The sequence below is a fragment of the Vogesella indigofera genome, from assembly GCF_028548395.1.
Lineage (GTDB): Bacteria > Pseudomonadota > Gammaproteobacteria > Burkholderiales > Chromobacteriaceae > Vogesella > Vogesella indigofera_A.
In genome coordinates this window covers 75779-93670 of the sequence record NZ_JAQQLA010000005.1, presented here as the reverse complement: position 1 = coordinate 93670, position 17892 = coordinate 75779, and the positions used below count along the sequence as shown (strand labels likewise).

Genomic DNA, 17892 nt, shown 5'->3' with positions numbered 1-17892 from the left:
CTGTCGGCGGCCGGGAGGTTCATTATAGCGACTGGCTCAGCTGTACCAGCGCGTCCAGCTTGGCGCGCGCTGCGCCGCTGTCGATCACGCTGCGAGCCAGCGCCACGCCATCGGCCAGGCTGGCCGTGATGCCGGCGGTGTAGATCGCCGCCGCGGCATTGAGCAGCACGATGTCGCGCGTCGGGCCGCTCTGGCCGTCGAGCACCGCCAGCAGCATGGTTTTCGACTGCTCGGCGCTGTCGGCGCGCAGCGCGGCCAATGGCGCGTGGGCGATGCCGAAATCGGCCGGGTCGATGCGGTATTCGCGGATGGCGCCGTCCTTCAGCTCGGCGATGCTGGTATAGCCGGACAGGGTGATCTCGTCGAGACCGTCCTCGCCGTGCACGATCATCACGTGCTGGCTGCCCAGCTCGCGCAGCACGCGCGCCTGGATGCCGACCAGGTCGGGGTGGAACACGCCCATCACCTGGTTGGGCGCGCCGGCCGGGTTGGTCAGCGGACCGAGGATGTTGAAGATGGTGCGCACCGCCAGCTCGCGCCGCACCGGCGCCACGTACTTCATCGCGCTGTGGTAGTTGGGCGCGAACATGAAGCCGACGCCGATGTCGTCGATGCAGCGGCCGACCTGCTCCGGGCTGAGATTGAGGTTGACGCCGAGCGCCTCCAGCACGTCGGCGCTGCCGGAGCTGGACGACACCGAACGGCCGCCGTGCTTGGCGACGCGGGCGCCGGCCGCCGCCGATACGAAGGCGGCGGTGGTGGAGATGTTGAAGGTATGGCTCTTGTCACCGCCGGTACCGCAGGTATCCACCAGCCGCGTGGTGTCGCTCACCGGCACGCGGGTGGCGAACTCGCGCATCACCTGTGCCGCGGCGGCGATTTCCGACACGCTTTCCGTTTTCACGCGCAGGCCGATCAGGATGGCGGCGATCAGCGTCGGCGGCACTTCGCCGCGCATGATCTGGCGCATCAGGTCCAGCATTTCATCGTGGAACAGTTCGTTCTGGTCGATCAGGCGATTGAGGGCGGCCTGCGGTGTGATCATCTTTTTTCTCCGGCGTCTGCGGCGCTATGCGGCTTAGGCGAATTCTTTCAGGAAGTTGTCCAGCATCTGGTGGCCATGCTGGGTCAGGATGGACTCGGGGTGGAACTGCACGCCCTCGATCGGCAGCGTCTTGTGGCGCACGCCCATGATCTCGCCGTCGTCGGTCCAGGCGGTGATCTCCAGACAGTCCGGCAGCGACTCGCGCTCGATCACCAGCGAGTGGTAGCGGGTGCAGGTCACCGGGTTGGGGATGTCGCGGAACATGCCGATATCGTGGTGCGCCACCGGCGACACCTTGCCGTGCATCAGCTGCTTGGCGTGGATGATCTTGCCGCCGAAGGCCTGGCCGATGCTCTGGTGGCCGAGGCAAACGCCCATGATCGGCAGCTTGCCGGCAAAGTGGTGGATGGCCGGCACCGAGATACCGGCCTCGTTCGGCGTGCACGGGCCGGGCGACAGCACCAGGTACTGCGGCGCCAGTGCCTCGATTTCTTCCAGCGTGATTTCGTCGTTGCGGAAGACCTTGACTTCCTGCCCCAGCTCGCCGAAGTACTGCACGAGGTTGTAGGTGAAGGAGTCGTAGTTGTCGATCATCAGTAGCATAGCGGGTCTACAAGCCTTATTCCTGGCGGCTTACGGTGCCGCATCTATGGGTTTCAATCCTGTCTTTTATCCTGTTTTGCCGTGGACTTTATGGGAAGTCAGCACAACAGACTGACAGGATAACATGATGGAATTCAGGCTGCCTCTTGGTGCCGGCCTGTCGACCATAACGCGACCCGCTGCGCTGACCGATATAGCGCGTGATCAAAAATCGGAAGCGCATCCCCCATGGAATCGTGACACCCCTTGTTTGCTCGGGCCGGGCCGGGCAGCAGCCAGGGAGTCGGCCGAAGCGGCCAATAAGCAGGGAAACTCACCATGGCAGATTTGCGCAGGAATCCGGGCTCGTTCCTGTTGCTACTTGCTTGCCTGCACTTCGGATTCACGGGGCTGCCAACCACCGCCAAGCGCCTTGAAGGCGGCGACCGCCGCGCGTGCCGATTCCGTTTGCGCCAGTGCCTGTGCGTCGGCGGCGCGGAGCAGGCTTTCATCGGCTTGCAGCACCTCGATCAGGCTGACCACCCCTTTTTGATAGGCGGCAAACGAAGCCGACCGGGCACGGCCGAGCGAGTCCACGCCCCGTGCCAGCACGGCAGCCTGTTCCTCGCGCTTGACCAAGGCCGAGAAGGCGTTTTCCACGTCCTCGCTTGCCCGCAGTACGGCCAGCCGATATGCGGCCAACCTCTCGGCCTCCTGGCCCCTGGCCTGGTCGATCTGCGCGTTGATGCGCCCAAAATCGAACAGACGCCAGCGCAGCCCCAGCACGCCGGCAGCCTGGCTGGCACCGCTGGTGAACAGATTGCCGGCGGACACTGCCGTCGCACTGCCGATCAAGCCGCTCAGGGAAAGCTTGGGGTAATACTCGGCAATGGCGACGCCGATACGTGCATTCGACGCCGCCAAACGGCGCTCGGCCACGATCAGGTCGGGCCGGCGCCGGAGCAACTCGCCCGGCGAGCCGGTGGCGGCAATGCGTGGGGCGACAGGGATGGCCCCGCCTTCGGCCAGCTCGGCGCGATGCGTGCCGGGTGATGAACCCAGCATCACATCCAGTGCGTTCATGGCCGCGTCCAGCCCCGTTTCGAGCACCGGTACGGAGGCCTGGACCTGGGCCAGCGCCCCTTCGGCCTGGCTCACCTGCAGTTCGGCCGCCAAGCCCTTGCCGTACAACAGCTGGATGGTCTTGAGCAGCGCCTGCTGTTTCTGCACCTGTCGTCGGGCGACATCCAGACGGGTTTGCAATCCGCGGATGCTGATATAGATGTCGGCGGTCTGGGCCGCCACCGCGAGGCGAGTCGCCGTATTACCGGCTGCCGAAGCCTGATACTCGGCCAGCGCCGCTTCCCGTCCACGGCGCAAGCCACCAAACAGGTCCAGTTCCCAGCTGGCACCGAGGTCGGCCTCGTAGGCATTGCCATAACGGTCGAAACCCGGTGTCGAATTCAGGACTTGCCCCACGGGCGTTTCAAGGGATTGGTAGGCTCTGGCGGCCTGGCCGCTGACATGACCAGCCGGTAGCAACGCGGCCTTGGCCGCCCCCAAGCCCGCCCGCGCCTGAACGACGCGAGCCGATGCCTGCGCGAGATCGAGATTCTGTTCCAACGCCAGCATGACGTATCGACTCAGATGCGGATCGCCGAACCCCGTCCACCATGCAGCCAGGTCGGCGCTGGTGGCCGCCTGTCGCTGTTCCACTGCGGCAGCGCCCAGATACCGTTCAGGCATCGGCATATCGGGCCGGGCATAATCGGGACCGACGGCACAGCCGGTCAACAGACCGGCGGCGATAAGCAAGGCAAGGGGGCATTTGGCTAGCACGGGCAGGCTCCGAATCAGAATGAACTATAGTGACCATAATACATATTGGTCACTCATTGTCAATTTTTGAGCACGTCTGTAAGCTACCGCCCATGAAGAATACACACACCTCCCCCGCTGCCGCCCGCGGACCGGCCGACCACGAAGTACGCGATCAGATCGTTGCCGCCGCCACCGAGCACTTCAGCCGCTATGGCTACGAGAAGACCACGGTGTCCGACCTCGCCAAGGCCATCGGTTTTTCCAAGGCCTATATCTACAAGTTCTTCGAGTCCAAGCAGGCCATCGGCGAGATGATCTGCGCCAACTGCCTGCGCGAGATCGAGGACGATGTCAGGGCGGCGGTGGACGCAGCCGAGCGGCCGCCCGAGAAACTGCGGCGGATGTTCAAAACCATTGTAGAGGCCAGCCTGCGGCTGTTTTTCCAGGACCGCAAGCTCTACGAAATCGCGGCCTCGGCCGCCGGCGAACGCTGGCAGGCGACGGTCGCCTACGAGGCGCGCATTCAGCACTTGCTGCAGGACATCGTGCAGCAGGGGCGACTGAGCGGAGACTTTGAGCGCAAGACGCCGCTCGACGAAACCGCCAAAGCGATTTACCTGGTGATGCGCCCTTACCTGCACCCGCTGCTGTTGCAGTACAACTTCGACAATACCGAGGAGGCACCCGCGCAACTCTCCAGCCTGGTGCTGCGCAGCCTGTCGCCGTAATGCCATAGGCGATTAGTGACTATTGACTAAATTGGTCACAAGAACAATACTGAAAGTCCCGATCACTTCGTCAAAGGGACTTTCATGCTTCGGCATCGCCTTGCTATCTCCACCGTCATTTGTGTCCTGCCGTTTGCCCTGGTCGCTTGCGGCGAAAAAGCACAGACCGATCCCCGCACCGGCACCCCGCTGGTACGTACCGCCATTGTTCAGGCAAGCACCCCTGAATCCCGCTCCTTCACTGGCACCATCGCCGCCCGGGTACAGAGCGATCTCGGCTTCCGTGTCTCCGGCAAGGTACTGGAGCGCCTGGTGGACGCCGGGCAAACCGTCAAGCGCGGCCAACCCCTGATGCGGATAGACCCGGCCGATCTCAAGTTGGCCGCACAGGCGCAGCAGGAGACGGTTGCCGCGGCGCGAGCGCGGGCGCAGCAGGCGGCGCAGGACGAAGCCCGCTACCGTGACCTGCGTGGCACCGGTGCGATTTCAGCCTCCGCCTACGACCAGATCAAAGCGGCGGCAGATGCCGCCAAAGCCCAGCTCAGCGCGGCCGAAGCACAGGCCGACGTGGCCCAAAATGCAAGCCGCTATGCGGAGCTGGTGGCCGATGGCGACAGCGTGGTCATGGAAACGCTGGCCGAGCCCGGCCAGGTCGTGGGCGCAGGGCAGACCGTGGTGCGTCTGGCCCGCGCCGGTCGCCGCGAGGCCGTCATCCAGCTGCCGGAAACCCTGCGCCCTGCGGTCGGTTCCATCGGGCAAGCCACGCTGTTCGGCAAGGAAGACGTCAGCGTTCCGGCCAGACTTCGTCAGCTCTCCGATGCCGCAGACCGGCTCACCCGCACTTTCGAAGCCCGCTATGTGCTGGAGGGCGAATTGGCCGACGCCCCGCTGGGGGCCACGGTGACCATCCGGATTCCGGATGGCCATGCCGCGGTGAACGACGGCATGCAGGTGCCAATTGGCGCGCTGTTCGACGCGGGCAAGGGGCCGGGGGTATGGCTGATCGATGGCAAGCCGGCCAAGGTTTCCTGGCGGCCGGTCACCGTCCTGCACCTGGGTGACGATGGCGCACGCATCGCCGGCCAGATCAAGCAAGGCGACCGGATCGTCGCGCTCGGCGCGCACCTGCTGCGCGAAGGCGAGCGGATCCGGGTGGCTGACCAAGCCGTCGCCACGGCAGCAGAAGGAGTCAAGCCGTGAGCGAAAGCCGTTTCAACCTGTCGGCGCTCGCAGTACGCGAACGCGCCATCACGCTGTTCCTGATCATCCTGATCTCGCTGGGCGGGGTGATGTCCTTCTTCAAGCTGGGTCGGGCCGAGGACCCCTCCTTCACGATCAAGGTGATGACCATCGTCACCGCCTGGCCCGGTGCTACCGCGCAGGAGATGCAGGACCAAGTGGCCGAGAAGATCGAGAAGCGCCTGCAGGAACTGCGCTGGTACGACCGCAGCGAGACCTACACCCGTCCGGGGCTGGCGTTCACCACGCTGACCTTGCTGGACAGCACCCCGCCGTCGGAAGTGCAGGACGAGTTCTACCAGGCCCGTAAAAAGGTCGGAGACGAAGTACGCAATCTGCCGCCCGGCGTGGTCGGCCCGTTTGTCAACGACGAGTACGCCGATGTGACCTTCGCCTTGTATGCACTCAAGGCCAAGGGCGAGCCACAGCGAGTGCTGGTTCGCGACGCGGAAACGCTGCGCCAGCGTCTGCTGCATGTGCCGGGCGTCAAGAAGGTCAACATCGTTGGCGAGCAGGCGGAGCGGATCTACGTCGAGTTTTCACACGAGCGTCTGGCGACCTTGGGCGTCAGCCCGCAGGACGTGTTCGCCGCCCTCAATAACCAGAATGCGCTGACGCCGGCCGGCGCGGTGGAAACCAGGGGGCCGGAGGTGTTTATCCGTCTGGACGGCGCCTTCGACCAACTGCAGAAAATCCGCGACACGCCCATCGTGGCGCAGGGCCGCACGCTGAAACTGTCGGACATCGCCACGGTGAAGCGCGGCTACGAAGACCCGGCAACGTTCATGATCCGCAACGGCGGCGAACCGGCGCTGTTGCTGGGTGTGATCATGCGCGACGGCTGGAACGGGCGGGACCTGGGCAAGGCCCTGGACAGCGAGGTGAGTGCGATCAACGCCGGGCAAGCGCTGGGCATGAGCCTGAGCAAAGTCACCGACCAGGCCGTCAACATCGGCTCGGCGGTCGATGAGTTCATGGTCAAGTTCTTCGCCGCGGTGCTGGTGGTCATGCTGGTCAGCTTCGTGAGCATGGGCTGGCGTGTCGGGGTCGTGGTTGCCGCGGCCGTGCCGCTGACGCTGGCCGTCGTCTTTGCCGTGATGCTGGCGACCGGCAAGAACTTCGACCGCATCACGCTGGGGTCGCTGATTCTGGCGCTGGGCCTGCTGGTGGACGACGCCATCATCGCCATCGAGATGATGGTGGTGAAGATGGAAGAAGGCTACAGCCGCGTCAAAGCTTCGGCCTACGCCTGGAGCCACACCGCGGCGCCCATGCTGTCGGGCACGCTGGTGACGGCAGTCGGCTTCATGCCCAATGGCTTCGCCCGGTCCTCGGCGGGTGAATATACCAGCAACATGTTCTGGATCGTTGGCATCGCGCTGATCGCGTCGTGGGTGGTCGCGGTGGTGTTCACGCCGTATCTCGGGGTCAAGCTGTTGCCCGACTTCAAGAAGGTGGCAGGCGGTCACGATGCGATCTACGACACGCCACGTTACAACCGCTTTCGCCAGCTGCTGGGGCGCGTCATTGCCCGCAAGTGGCTTGTCGCCGGCACGGTGATCGCCCTTTTCGTGGTGTCGGTACTCGGCATGGCGGTGGTCAAGAAACAGTTCTTCCCGATTTCTGACCGGCCTGAAGTACTGGTCGAGGTGCAGATGCCCTATGGCACGTCGATCACGCAAACGAGTGCAGCCGCCGCGAAGGTGGAGGCCTGGCTGGCCAGGCAAGCGGAAGCCAGGATCGTCACGTCCTATATCGGCCAGGGCGCGCCGCGCTTCTATCTGGCGATGGGGCCGGAACTGCCCGATCCGTCGTTCGCCAAGATTGTGGTGCGCACTGACAGCCAGGAGGAACGCGACGAGCTGAAGCAGCGGCTGCGCCAGGCGATTGCCGGCGGCCTCGCCCCCGAGGCGCGCGTGCGGGTCACCCAGCTGGTATTCGGCCCGTATTCTCCGTTCCCGGTGGCCTACCGGGTCAGCGGCCCTGATCCGGCGGTGTTGCGCAAAGTGGCGGCCGAGGTGCAGCAGCTCATGGACGCCAGCCCGCTGATGCGCACGGTCAACACGGATTGGGGCGTGCGCGTGCCCACGCTGCACTTCACCTTGCAGCAGGACCGCTTGCAAGCCGTCGGACTGACGTCCAGTGCCGTGGCCCAGCAACTCCAATTCCTGCTCAGCGGCATGCCGGTGACCACCGTGCGCGAGGACATACGCACGGTGCAGGTTGTCGCGCGCTCGGCCGGTAATGTCCGGCTCGATCCGGCCAGGATTGGCGATTACACGCTGGCGGGCGCCAACGGGCAGCGCATCCCGCTGTCGCAGGTGGGCAAGATCGAGGTGCACATGGAAGAACCGCTAATGCGCCGGCGCGACCGCGTGCCGACGATCACCGTGCGCGGCGACATCGCCGAAGGCTTGCAGCCGCCGGACGTGTCGACGGCCATGACCCGGCAACTCCAGCCCATCATGGACAAGCTGCCCAGCGGCTACCGCATCGTAGAGGCCGGCGCCATCGAAGAATCGGGCAAGGCGACGGTCGCCATGCTGCCGATTTTCCCCATCATGCTGGCCATCACCCTGCTCATCATCATCCTGCAGGTGCGCTCGATCGCCGGCATGGTGATGGTCTTCCTGACCAGCCCGCTGGGGCTGATCGGCGTGGTGCCGACGCTGCTCTTGTTCCGGCAACCCTTCGGCATCAATGCGCTGGTCGGCCTGATTGCACTGTCCGGCATCCTGATGCGCAACACGCTGATCCTGATCGGACAGATCCGTGAAAACGAGCAGGCCGGGCTGGATCCCTTCCGTGCGGTGGTCGAAGCGACCGTGCAGCGCGCGCGGCCGGTGATTCTGACCGCGCTGGCGGCGATCCTGGCCTTCATCCCGCTGACCCATTCGGTGTTCTGGGGAACGCTGGCCTACACGCTGATCGGCGGCACCTTCGCCGGGACGGTCCTGACGCTGGTGTTCCTGCCGGCCATGTACGCCATCTGGTTCAAGATCCGGCCGGCGCCCTCGCACAGCTGACTCCCACCCCAAGCCACCCACACAAGGAGGAACTGCCATGTCGAATTCCAAGGTTGTCGTCATCACCGGCGTGTCGTCGGGTATCGGGCGCGCCGCCGCCATGCAATTTGCCAAGCAAGGCTGCCGCGTATTCGGCACCGTGCGCAACCCGGCCAAGGCGCAGGCCATACCCGGCGTTGCCCTCGTCGAGATGGATATCCGTGACGAAGCGTCGATCGAGCGCGGCATCCAGACCATCATCGCGAGGGCCAGGCGCATCGACGTGCTGGTCAACAGCGCGGGCGTGACCCTGCTGGGCGCCACGGAAGAAACGTCGCTTGCCGAAGCCCAGGAGCTGTTCGACACCAACCTCTTCGGCCTCCTGCGCACGATCAAGGCGGTGCTGCCGCACATGCGCGTGCAGCGTTCCGGCCGCATCGTCAACGTCAGCTCGGTGCTGGGCTTTCTGCCAGCGCCGTACATGGCGCTCTATTCGGCGTCCAAGCATGCCGTCGAGGGGCTGTCCGAGACGCTGGATCACGAGGTGCGCCAGTTTGGCATTCGCGTGGCGCTGGTCGAACCCTCGTTTACCAAGACCAAGCTCGATCTGAATGCGCCCCGGACCGTCACCAGAATCCCCGACTACGACAAGGAGCTTGGCATCGTTTCCCAGGCAATCCAGAACGCGGTCCAAAAAGCGCCCGATCCCGATGGCGTCGCCGCCACGATAGTCGATGCCGCACTGGGCGCCTGGAAGATGCGCCATACACCCAAGGGCGAGGCCTCGCTTCTGGCCAGGTTGCGCCGCTTCATGCCCGCGGGCCCGGTCGAGAAGGGCCTGAGGAAAACGTTCGGGCTGGCCTGAGTCGATCCCGACCTTCTAAAGCGGCAAGCGCCTCGACCCGCCTGGTGCCGAGGGACCGGGTGCCGCAAATGACAGCAAGCGCCGCATGACAGGCTCGGCCTGGGCCGTCCCGGGTGCCGTAGACAGACTCCCGCCTCAAGCCGAAGCCCGTCCACAGGCTTCGGAACGGATGCCGCCCGCAAAGCAAGGGGACGGCGGAAAGTCAGGCGAAGACGATGCAGCGGGATGAGCGGCCCCGCGCGCCGAAACAACACACCCCGTCCCGTGGACGGGGGGTGTTGCTGCGGCAAGCCATATCGCCCGCCCTGCCCTTCGGCGCGGTGGCGGGTGCCGCGGTTCAGAACGACAGGCGGGTCTGCACGCTGATCTCGCGCGGGTCGCCGACCTTCACCTGCAGCGCGCTGCCGCTGCTGGAGCTGTAGTAGGTCTTGTCGAACAGGTTCTTCACGTTTAGCTGCACGTCCAGCTTGTTGCGGCCAACCTTGCCTTGCCAGGCGACGAAGGCGTCGGCCACCTGGTAGCGCGGCAGTTCGAAGCTGTTGCTGGCGTCGCTCTGGCGGGTGCCGACGTAGCGCAGGCCGCCGCCAGCGCGCCAGCGGCTGCCCTGGGCGTCACGGCCGAAGTCGTAAGCCAGCGAGACGCCACCACTATGGTGCGGCACGTTGAACAGCTGCTTGCCGACGTTGGCCGCAAGGTCCTCGGTCACCTCGGCGTCGGTATACGCGTAGTTGGCGATCACCGACAACTGCCGGCTCAACTGGCCGCTGACGTCCAGCTCCACGCCCTGCGAGCGCACCTTGCCCACCGCGCGGCTGACGTTGTTCTCGCTCACCAGCACATTGCTTTTCTCGATGCGGTACAGCGCCAGGCTGGCGCTGATGCCGCCGTGCTCGTACTTGCCGCCCACCTCGTGCACGATGCCGCGTTCCGGGTCGAAGCTCATGCCGTCGCTGGCGGTATTGGGCTTGAACGATTCGCTGTAGTTGCCGTACAGCGACCACTGCGGCGCCAGCCGGTACAGCAGCCCCAGCTGCGGCAGCAACACGTTGCCGCTGCTGCGGCCGGTGACGCCGTAGGGGCGGCCGCTGCCGTCTTCCTGCCGGTAGTGCTGGTAGCGGCTGCCCAGGCTGGCCATCCAGCCGTCGGCGAAGTGCCAGTTGTCCTGCAGCACCAGTGCCTGGGTGTCGATGTCGCTGCGGGTGTCGCTCTTGCTACTGCTGAGTTTGGCGGGGTAGGCCAGCGTGCCGTACACCGGGTTGTAGACATTGAAGCTGGTGTTGTTGACGCCTTGCATCACGTCGCCCTTGGCTTCGCGCAGCTGTTCGCTTTCCAGCACAATGGCCGGTTCGTGGCGCTGGTCGAACAGGAACACGTCACCCTGCAGGCGGGTGGACAGCAACAGGGTGGTGTTGTCGAAGTCGCGGTTGCCGTCGGCGCGGCGGGTCAGCACGCCGGTCGTGGCGTTGTAGGAAACCGGGCGCGCCTGGTTGTCGCTGTAGCGCAGCCGGGTCCAGCCCAGATTGGCTTTCCACTGCCAGCTGTCGTTCAGTTGCCGACTGTAGCTGCTGTTGAGTGCTTCCGAAGTCCCCTCGGCAATGTTCCAGGCCTCGTCCAGACGCTGTTCGCGCGGGATGGCCAGCGCCTTGCCGTTGGCGAATACCGTGCCGCGGTCGTAGGGGGTCTTGAAGTCCAGGTATTCGTAGGACAGCAGGGCTCTACTGTTGCCGTCCTGCCAGGCCAGCGACGGCGCGATCAGCTTGCGGCGGGTGTTGCCGAAGTTGCGCCAGTAGTCGCCCTCTTCCAGCTCGCCGATCACGCGGTAGGCCAGGCCACCGTCGCCCAGCGGGCCGGTCAGGTCGACGTCGGCCGCGCCGCCGCCGAAGCTGCTGCTGCGCAGACCGATGCTGCCTTGCTGGCTGTACTGCGGCTTCTTGCTGATCACGTTGATCACCCCGCCCGGCTCCTGAATGCCGTACAGCAGTGAGGCTGGCCCCTTGAGCACCTCCACACTGTCGCTGGTGACGCCGAAGTTGCGCAACGTGGCGGCGCGCACGCCGTCGCGCAGGATGCTGCCGTCGCCCCGGCTACCGAAGCCGCGACGGATGACGCTGTCGGCGATGCCGGCCAGGGTGTTGGTCTCCACCACGCCGCTGACGTTGTTCACCGCCTCCTGCAACGTGCGCGCCTGCTGGTCGCGGATCACTTGCGGCGCCACCACTGCCACCGCCTGCGGTGTGTCGAGAGGCGCGCGTTCATAGCCGCTGCTGACGGACCGGCTTGGCTGGTAGCTGCTGCCTGGCCGTGACGGGGCGGTCACCACCACCGTGGCCAGCTCGGTGCTGTCGGTGGTACTGCCTGTGGCGGCGTGGCTGGCGGCGGGCAACAGCTGGCCCAGCAGCAGGGGGACGGAAAGCAGGGAGGGCGTTTTCATGCGTGACATCTTGGTCTTGTTGTAAATACGAAGAATTATCGTTCGTGATACAATTTGCTGCAATGCCGCAAACCGGCCAATCCACCATTCACCCGAATGGCATACCATCACCGGACCGATTCATGAAACGTTACCTGATACTGCTGCACCGCTACCTGGGCTTGGGCTGTGCCTGCTTTTTGCTTCTGCTGGGCCTCTCCGGCAGCCTGCTGGTGTTCCGCGCCGAGATCGAAACCGCCAGCGGCCAGCGCCCGGCGCCTGCGGCCAACGTTGCCGGCTATCAGGCGCTGGCCGACGCGGTGCTGGCGCGCTACCCCGCTGCCGATTTCAACCTGCGCTTTGCCGGTGCGGGCGAGGCGGTACAGGTACGGCTGCATCTGCCGGATGCCGAGCGGCGGCTTTGGCTGGATGGCGGCAGCGCCGGCATTACCTCGGACCAGGCCGCTGGCCAGGGCCCGTTCGACTGGCTGCTGCACCTGCATGAAACCCTGCTGCTGGGCGAGGCGGGTGAAACGCTGGGCGGCATCTGCGCGCTGCTGCTGATGCTGCTGGCCGTCAGCGGCCTGGTGTACTGGTGGCCGCGCGACTGGTCGCGTGCCTGGCAGCTGCGCCGCGGCAAGGGCGCGCGGGTGTGGCTGGGCGACCTGCACCGGCTGCTGGGCATGGGCTGCAGCGTGCTGCTGCTGTGCGCCGGCCTCACCGGCGCCTACCAAGTGTTCAACCGCCAGGTGAACAACTGGATTAACGGCTGGTACGGTTACCGTGCACCGGCCAAGATCAAGCTCAACCCGGAGCCCGGCGCGACACGGCTACCGCTGGACGTGCTGGTGGCGCGTGCGGCGCAGGTCATGCAGGGAGCGCGGCTGGTGGACATCAAGTACGAGTCGAAGCCGGGCAAGCCGCTGCTGCTGCGCTGGCGCCAGGCCGGCGAGCTGCATCCCAATGGCCGCAGCAATGTGGAGATCGACCCCTACAGCGGCAAGCTGCTGCGGGTGACGCCGGTGGAGCAGGCGGCGCCGGCGGTGCGGCTCACCACCTGGGTGTACGGCCTGCACACCGGCAGTCTCGGCGGCTGGCCGCTGCGCGTGCTGCTGATGCTGGCGGGGCTGGGCCTGGCGCTGCTGTCGGCCAGCGGGGTGTACCAGTGGCAGGCACGCCGCCGCAAGCAGCAACAGGTCCGCACCGCAACGTTGGCCGCAAGCCGGGCCTGAACCGTTGCGGCCAACCTTGTCGCGCCCCTCCCCCGCCCAGGCTGGGCTCTGCGGTTAAACCGACTGGATAAGCTCCGGGGCATCGACCGACTGCTTTGACTTCACCGCAAGGGGATGCCGTTCAGGGCTTTTTGGCCGTGCCTCTTAGCATGCCCAGCTGAATCTCGGTCTCGGGTAGCACTGGCGCAAAAAGATGCCGGGTCGTTTTGTATGGAAAGCGCTTCTTGTGCAACAAGATCTGGCGCTGGATGCTGTCGACGCAAAATGGCTCACCGCTGCGCCAGTGGGTGACGACCACTCTGGGGTCCCGATAGCCCAGCAGTACGCACGGCAGATAATGCAGCCCCAGCAAAACCGCCGCGCGCGCGCGGTGGTTGCCGTCCATGATGATGCCGGTTTCCCTATCGACGGGAATGGGCGTCGTCCACATGCCCGCCCGGGCGATGGCAGCCGCCAGCCGGTGCACGGCCGCCTCATCGACCTCTTCGGAAGGCAGGAAGAAGTCCACCGGCTTGAGAGCGACACAGTAGGACGGGTAATCACGCATTTGTCTGTTCCCTGGAGATGGTTTCAATGGCTGGCACAAGCACCTCGACCTCCCGCTCAGTGTTGCAGCGTGGCCGTCTCCTGAACCACGCCATCGACGATGACGTGGCCGGCGCCCTGCGAGCAGCGTTCGATGCGGGCGTCGATCTTGTACACCGCACGCAGCATGTCGACCGTGATCACCTCTTCGCACGGGCCGCTGCCCTGCCCGCTACCGCCGGCGATCACCAGCGCCTGGTCGGCGAAACGCAGGGCCTGGTTGAGATCGTGGATTGCGATGAACACGATCATCCCCTGCTCGCGCGCCAGCTGGCGCATGAATCCGAGCACCTGCATTTGGCGGTGCAGGTCGAGCGCGCTGGTCGGCTCGTCCATCAGCAGCACTTCCGGATCGCGCGCCAGCGTCTGCGCGATCGATACCAGTTGGCGCTGCCCGCCACTCAGCTCGCCGAGGTTGCGAAACGCCAGCGCGTCGATGCCGAGCGCGGCCAGGATGTCGTCGATGCGCGCCAGATCCGTGTCGTGCACCGCCCAGGACGGCGTCTGCTGCTTGCGCGCCAGCAGCACCGACTCGTACACCGTCAGCCGTGCGTTGGCGCTGATGTCCTGCGGCATGTAGCAGATGCCGTCCCGGCCCTTGCTAGAACCTTCCAGCAGCACGCGCCCGGGGCCGTCGATCAGTCCGGCGATGCGCTTGAACAGGGTGGATTTGCCGGCCGCGTTGGGACCGATGACCGCCACCACCTCACCGCCCAGGAAGACCGGGGTGTTGATGCCGGCAATGACTTCGTGGCGGTCATAGCTGGCGCCGAGATTTTCCAAACGTAGTGTCACCATGCGTTCTTTTTGCTGCCGAGTATGAGTGAAATGAAGAACGGCATGCCGATGAGCGAGGTGACCACCCCGATGGGGAAGATCGCCCCCGGGATCAGCGTCTTGCTCACCACGGAGCTCGCGGACAGCATCAGCGCGCCGGCCAGCATCGACGCCGGCAGGAAGAAGCGCTGGTCCTCGCCGATCAGCATGCGCGCGATGTGCGGGCCGACCAGGCCGACGAAGCCGATGGAGCCGACGAAGGCCACCGGAAACGCGGCCAGCAGGCTGACCAGGATCAGGGTCTGGAAGCGCAGGCGGCGCACGTCCACGCCGAAGCTGGCGGCCTTGTCGTCGCCCAGGCGCAGCGCGGTGAGCGCCCACGCGCGTCTGGCGAAGACCGGCAGCGTGACCAGAATCACCAGGCACACCACGCCAAGCTTGGGCCAGGTGGCCTTGGTCAGGCTGCCCATGGTCCAGAACACCACGGCGGCCACCGCCTGCTCGCTGGCGAAGTATTGCGCCAGCGCCAGCAGCGCGTTGAAGGTGAACACCAGCGCGATGCCGAGCAGCACGATGGTCTCGGCGCTCACGCCGCGGCGCAGGCTCAGCATGTGGATCAGCATCGCCGACAGCATCGCTATCAGGAAGGCGTTGAGCGGCACCATGTACTCGGCCGCGGCCGGAAACAGCTTGAGCCCGAACGCCAGCCCCAGGGCCGCGCCGAAGCTGGCGGCGGCGGAAATGCCGAGCGTGAACGGGCTGGCCAGCGGGTTGTTGAGGATGGTCTGCATCTGCGCGCCGGCCAGCGACAGCGCGGCCCCCACCGCCAGCGCCATCAGCGCCACCGGCAGGCGGATCTCCCACAGCACCACCCGGGTCTGCAAGGCGGCACTGTCCGGACGGAACAGCGCGTGCACCACGTCGCCCAGGCTGTAGCTGGCCGGGCCAAGCGCCAGGTCGAGCAGCAGGCTCAACAGCAGCAGGATGGCGAAGACCCCCAGCATCAGGCGCTTCTTCTGCACCAGCCCGCGGTACGTCGCACTCCGCTTGGGGATGCTCATGTCGGCGGCGCTCATGATTGCCCCTCCTTCTCGTGCAGGCTCACGAAATAGCCCGGCTGGTACGGAATCGGCAGGAAGCGCTCGTGCAGCTCGCGGAAGGTGGCATCCGGGTCGAGATCGGCGAACAGCTCGGGGTGAAACCACTTGGCCAGCTGCTGGATCGCCACGAACTGGTACGGGCTGTTGTAGAACTGGTGCCAGATGGCGTGGAACGCGTGCTTACGGTTAGCCGTGATGCCGGCGTAGGCCGGGCGATTCGGGTAGGCGGCCAACTTGTGCGCGGCTTGCTTCAGGTTGGCCCCTGGCCCCACGCCCACCCAGCTGCCATTCGGCACGAACGCCTCCCAATTGGCGCTGGTCACCACCACCTGCTCAGGGTCGGCAGCGATCACCTGCTCCGGGTTCAGCTGACCGAACGTGCCACGGATCGCCTGCTTGGCGACGTTGTCGCCGCCCGCGATCTCCACGAAGCGTCCGAAGTTCTCGTTGCCGAAGCTCAGACAGCAGTCCTCGGTGTAGCCGCCGATGCGCTCGATGAACACCCTGGGGCGCGCCGGCTGGCGGGCCTCGATCACGTCGGTGACGCGCTTGACCTGCTCGTTGTGGAACGCGATGAATGCCTCGGCACGCTGTTCCTTGCCGAACAGCTTGCCGAACAGACGCATGGTCGGCTCGGTGTTTTCCATCGGGGCGTGGCGGAAATCCACGTACACCACCGGAATGTCGAGTGCGGCCAACTTCTCGATATAGCGCGCGTCTTCGGTGGCGCGCTGGGCCTCGATGTTCATCACGATCACGTCGGGCTTGAGCGAGATCGCCTGCTCGATATCGAAGGTACCGTCCTCGAAGCCGCCGAAAGTGGGAAGGTCGGCGATCCCGGGAAACTTGCGCAGGTAGCCGCGATAGGTGTCCGGATCGGACTGGATCAGATCCTTGCGCCAACCGGCGATACGCTTGAGCGGGTTGTCGGTATCGAGCGCGGCCACCAGGTACAGTTGGCGCCCCTCACCCAGGATCACGCGCTGTACCGGCAGACGCACCTGCACCTTGCGCCCGGCCAGGTCGGTGACCGTGGTGCGTCCCTCGGCAAGCACCGCGGACGCATCCGCCTTGGCCGGCCCCGTCATGAAGAACAGTGCCCCCAGCGCCACCATCAGGCAGAGCGCCACGAGTACCACCAGCGCCCGTCGGCGTTGAAATAGCATCATCAATATCCTCAAAAAATAACTGCTTCGTATTCGATTTGTTTCACGGCATTCCGAGCCGGCAGGAGAACGAAGCGGCGACTACGCACCCTGCTGCTGAGGCGCGGGCATGCGCTCCCTCCGCACCAGCAGCACCGCCGCCACGGCCAGCAGATAGCACGCCGCCACATAGAAATAGGTGTATTGCAGCCCGAAACTCTGCGTCAGCCAGCCGCCCAGCGCGATGCCGGTGATCGACGAGAACTGCGCGGTGCTCTGCGCCACCCCGAGCACGTAGCCCTGCCCCAGGCTGCCGGCCGACCTGGAGATCAGCGCCATCAGCACCGGCGTGGTCGCACCGAGCAGCACGCCCCAGGCAAAGTGGATGGCAAAGAAGGCTCCGATATCGCGCGTGATGCCGGCGGCAGCCGTCAACACCGCGCAGGCCATCGCCACATGGCCGATGCGGCGCAGCGCCAACGGCAAGCTGGCGTGCTCGAAGTAGCGCGCCCACAGCGAGGCGGACACGACGAAACCGAGCGCCAGCAGGCCATAGCACAATCCCACCAGCCAGTTGCTCACCCCGAACACCGAACTCACGTACAGCGAGAACGGCGTCTGGGTGACCATGCGACTGACCAGCAGGATGCCGGTCACCGCCAGCAGTCCGGCGATCGGCGCGCGACGCCACGCGGAGGAAAGGTCGACCTGCACCGTGGTGGTAGCGGGTACGGCCCTGGCGACCGGCGCCACGCCGGGCAGCAGCAGCGCCACGGCGGCGGCGCAGGCGGCGCACAGCACGGCGGCGCCGATGTTGATCCAGCGGAAATTGGCATGGTCCAGGATCAGGCCGCCCATCACCGCACCGGCCAGCGATCCGATATTGGTGGACACCTGCAGATAGGCGAACAGGCGCGCCCGGCGCGCCGGCGACTCGATACTGACGCCATAGGCCTGCGCTGGCGCGATGAAGCCAGCGCAGGCCCCCTGCACGAAGCGCAAGGCCAGAATGGTCCACACATCCTGCGCGTAGGCCAGTGCCAACTGGGTCAGCGCGAGACCGAGCAAGGCGCGGATCATCATCAGCTTGTGGCCGAAACGGTCACCGACCCGGCCCCAGAACGCGCTGGTAAGCACGATGCCGAGCATCGGTCCGACGTAGACGGCGACTCCCGAGAAGCCGAATTCCCAACTGGCGGTACTCAGCGCCTTCAGGTGCAGTGGCCAGAACGGGCCACTCATCTCCATGGCACCCATCGACACCAGTTGAATCACGAACAGCAGGTGGACCAGACGCGACGCCGGCCCCGGTGCGACGACATTCGACATGGCTCAATCCATCCGCAGCGGATTGGGAC

14 protein-coding genes are annotated in these 17892 nt (G+C 65.6%); 5 read left to right on the top strand and 9 right to left on the bottom strand.

The window, feature by feature from the left end; translation table 11 throughout:
- Nucleotides 1-22: 22 nt before the first annotated feature.
- The 3 genes from trpD to PQU89_RS11020 all read right to left on the bottom strand — a co-directional run bounded on the left by trpD (nucleotide 23) and on the right by PQU89_RS11020 (nucleotide 3466).
- On the bottom strand, nucleotides 23-1045 hold the full coding sequence (gene trpD / locus PQU89_RS11030) for an anthranilate phosphoribosyltransferase (RefSeq protein WP_272765872.1): 1023 nt from the start codon (nucleotides 1043-1045) through the stop codon (nucleotides 23-25).
- 33 nt (nucleotides 1046-1078) lie between these two features.
- The gene (locus tag PQU89_RS11025) at nucleotides 1079-1648 is read right to left on the bottom strand and encodes an aminodeoxychorismate/anthranilate synthase component II (RefSeq protein ID WP_189353125.1); all 570 of its coding nucleotides are present in this window, start codon (nucleotides 1646-1648) and stop codon (nucleotides 1079-1081) included.
- A 357-nt stretch (nucleotides 1649-2005) separates the two neighbouring features.
- Nucleotides 2006-3466 (bottom strand): efflux transporter outer membrane subunit, encoded by a 1461-nt coding sequence (locus PQU89_RS11020; protein ID WP_272765871.1) that lies wholly within the window; start codon nucleotides 3464-3466, stop codon nucleotides 2006-2008.
- Between the two features lie 92 nt (nucleotides 3467-3558).
- Here PQU89_RS11020 and PQU89_RS11015 point away from each other — a divergent pair, with 92 nt between their 5' ends.
- The 4 genes from PQU89_RS11015 to PQU89_RS11000 all read left to right on the top strand — a co-directional run bounded on the left by PQU89_RS11015 (nucleotide 3559) and on the right by PQU89_RS11000 (nucleotide 9285).
- On the top strand, nucleotides 3559-4176 hold the full coding sequence (locus tag PQU89_RS11015) for a TetR/AcrR family transcriptional regulator (protein WP_272765870.1): 618 nt from the start codon (nucleotides 3559-3561) through the stop codon (nucleotides 4174-4176).
- A gap of 84 nt (nucleotides 4177-4260) precedes the next feature.
- Nucleotides 4261-5376, top strand: coding sequence for an efflux RND transporter periplasmic adaptor subunit (locus PQU89_RS11010; protein WP_272765869.1), 1116 nt, complete (start codon nucleotides 4261-4263; stop codon nucleotides 5374-5376).
- On the top strand, nucleotides 5373-8441 hold the full coding sequence (locus tag PQU89_RS11005; RefSeq protein ID WP_272765868.1) for an efflux RND transporter permease subunit: 3069 nt from the start codon (nucleotides 5373-5375) through the stop codon (nucleotides 8439-8441). Before PQU89_RS11010 ends, PQU89_RS11005 begins: the two co-directional genes overlap by 4 nt.
- A 37-nt stretch (nucleotides 8442-8478) precedes the next feature.
- Nucleotides 8479-9285 (top strand): oxidoreductase, encoded by an 807-nt coding sequence (locus PQU89_RS11000; RefSeq protein WP_272765867.1) that lies wholly within the window; start codon nucleotides 8479-8481, stop codon nucleotides 9283-9285.
- A 337-nt stretch (nucleotides 9286-9622) separates the two neighbouring features.
- Here PQU89_RS11000 and PQU89_RS10995 read toward each other — a convergent pair whose 3' ends face one another.
- Nucleotides 9623-11716: a TonB-dependent siderophore receptor gene (locus PQU89_RS10995; RefSeq protein ID WP_272765866.1), complete on the bottom strand. Its 2094-nt coding sequence runs from the start codon at nucleotides 11714-11716 to the stop codon at nucleotides 9623-9625.
- 122 nt (nucleotides 11717-11838) lie between these two features.
- On the opposite strand from PQU89_RS10995, the gene PQU89_RS10990 reads away from it, so the two are divergent.
- Nucleotides 11839-12927, top strand: coding sequence for a PepSY-associated TM helix domain-containing protein (locus tag PQU89_RS10990; protein ID WP_272765865.1), 1089 nt, complete (start codon nucleotides 11839-11841; stop codon nucleotides 12925-12927).
- A 121-nt stretch (nucleotides 12928-13048) separates the two neighbouring features.
- Here PQU89_RS10990 and PQU89_RS10985 read toward each other — a convergent pair whose 3' ends face one another.
- From PQU89_RS10985 to PQU89_RS10965, 5 genes are all read right to left on the bottom strand, one after another.
- A complete protein-coding gene (locus tag PQU89_RS10985; protein WP_272765864.1) occupies nucleotides 13049-13474 on the bottom strand; it encodes a ParB N-terminal domain-containing protein in 426 nt (141 codons plus the stop codon).
- Nucleotides 13475-13530: 56 nt separating this feature from the next.
- A complete protein-coding gene (locus PQU89_RS10980) occupies nucleotides 13531-14310 on the bottom strand; it encodes an ABC transporter ATP-binding protein (protein WP_272765863.1) in 780 nt (259 codons plus the stop codon).
- Nucleotides 14304-15365 carry a FecCD family ABC transporter permease gene (locus tag PQU89_RS10975; RefSeq protein ID WP_272765862.1) on the bottom strand — a complete coding sequence of 354 codons (1062 nt, stop codon included), beginning with the start codon at nucleotides 15363-15365 and terminating at the stop codon, nucleotides 14304-14306. Before PQU89_RS10975 ends, PQU89_RS10980 begins: the two co-directional genes overlap by 7 nt.
- Complete coding sequence (locus PQU89_RS10970; RefSeq protein ID WP_272765861.1) at nucleotides 15362-16558, bottom strand: ABC transporter substrate-binding protein; 1197 nt, start codon at nucleotides 16556-16558, stop codon at nucleotides 15362-15364. The genes PQU89_RS10975 and PQU89_RS10970 overlap by 4 nt, the downstream gene beginning before the upstream one ends.
- 78 nt (nucleotides 16559-16636) lie before the next feature.
- On the bottom strand, nucleotides 16637-17863 hold the full coding sequence (locus tag PQU89_RS10965) for an MFS transporter (protein WP_272765860.1): 1227 nt from the start codon (nucleotides 17861-17863) through the stop codon (nucleotides 16637-16639).
- Between the last annotated feature and the right edge of the window lie 29 nt (nucleotides 17864-17892).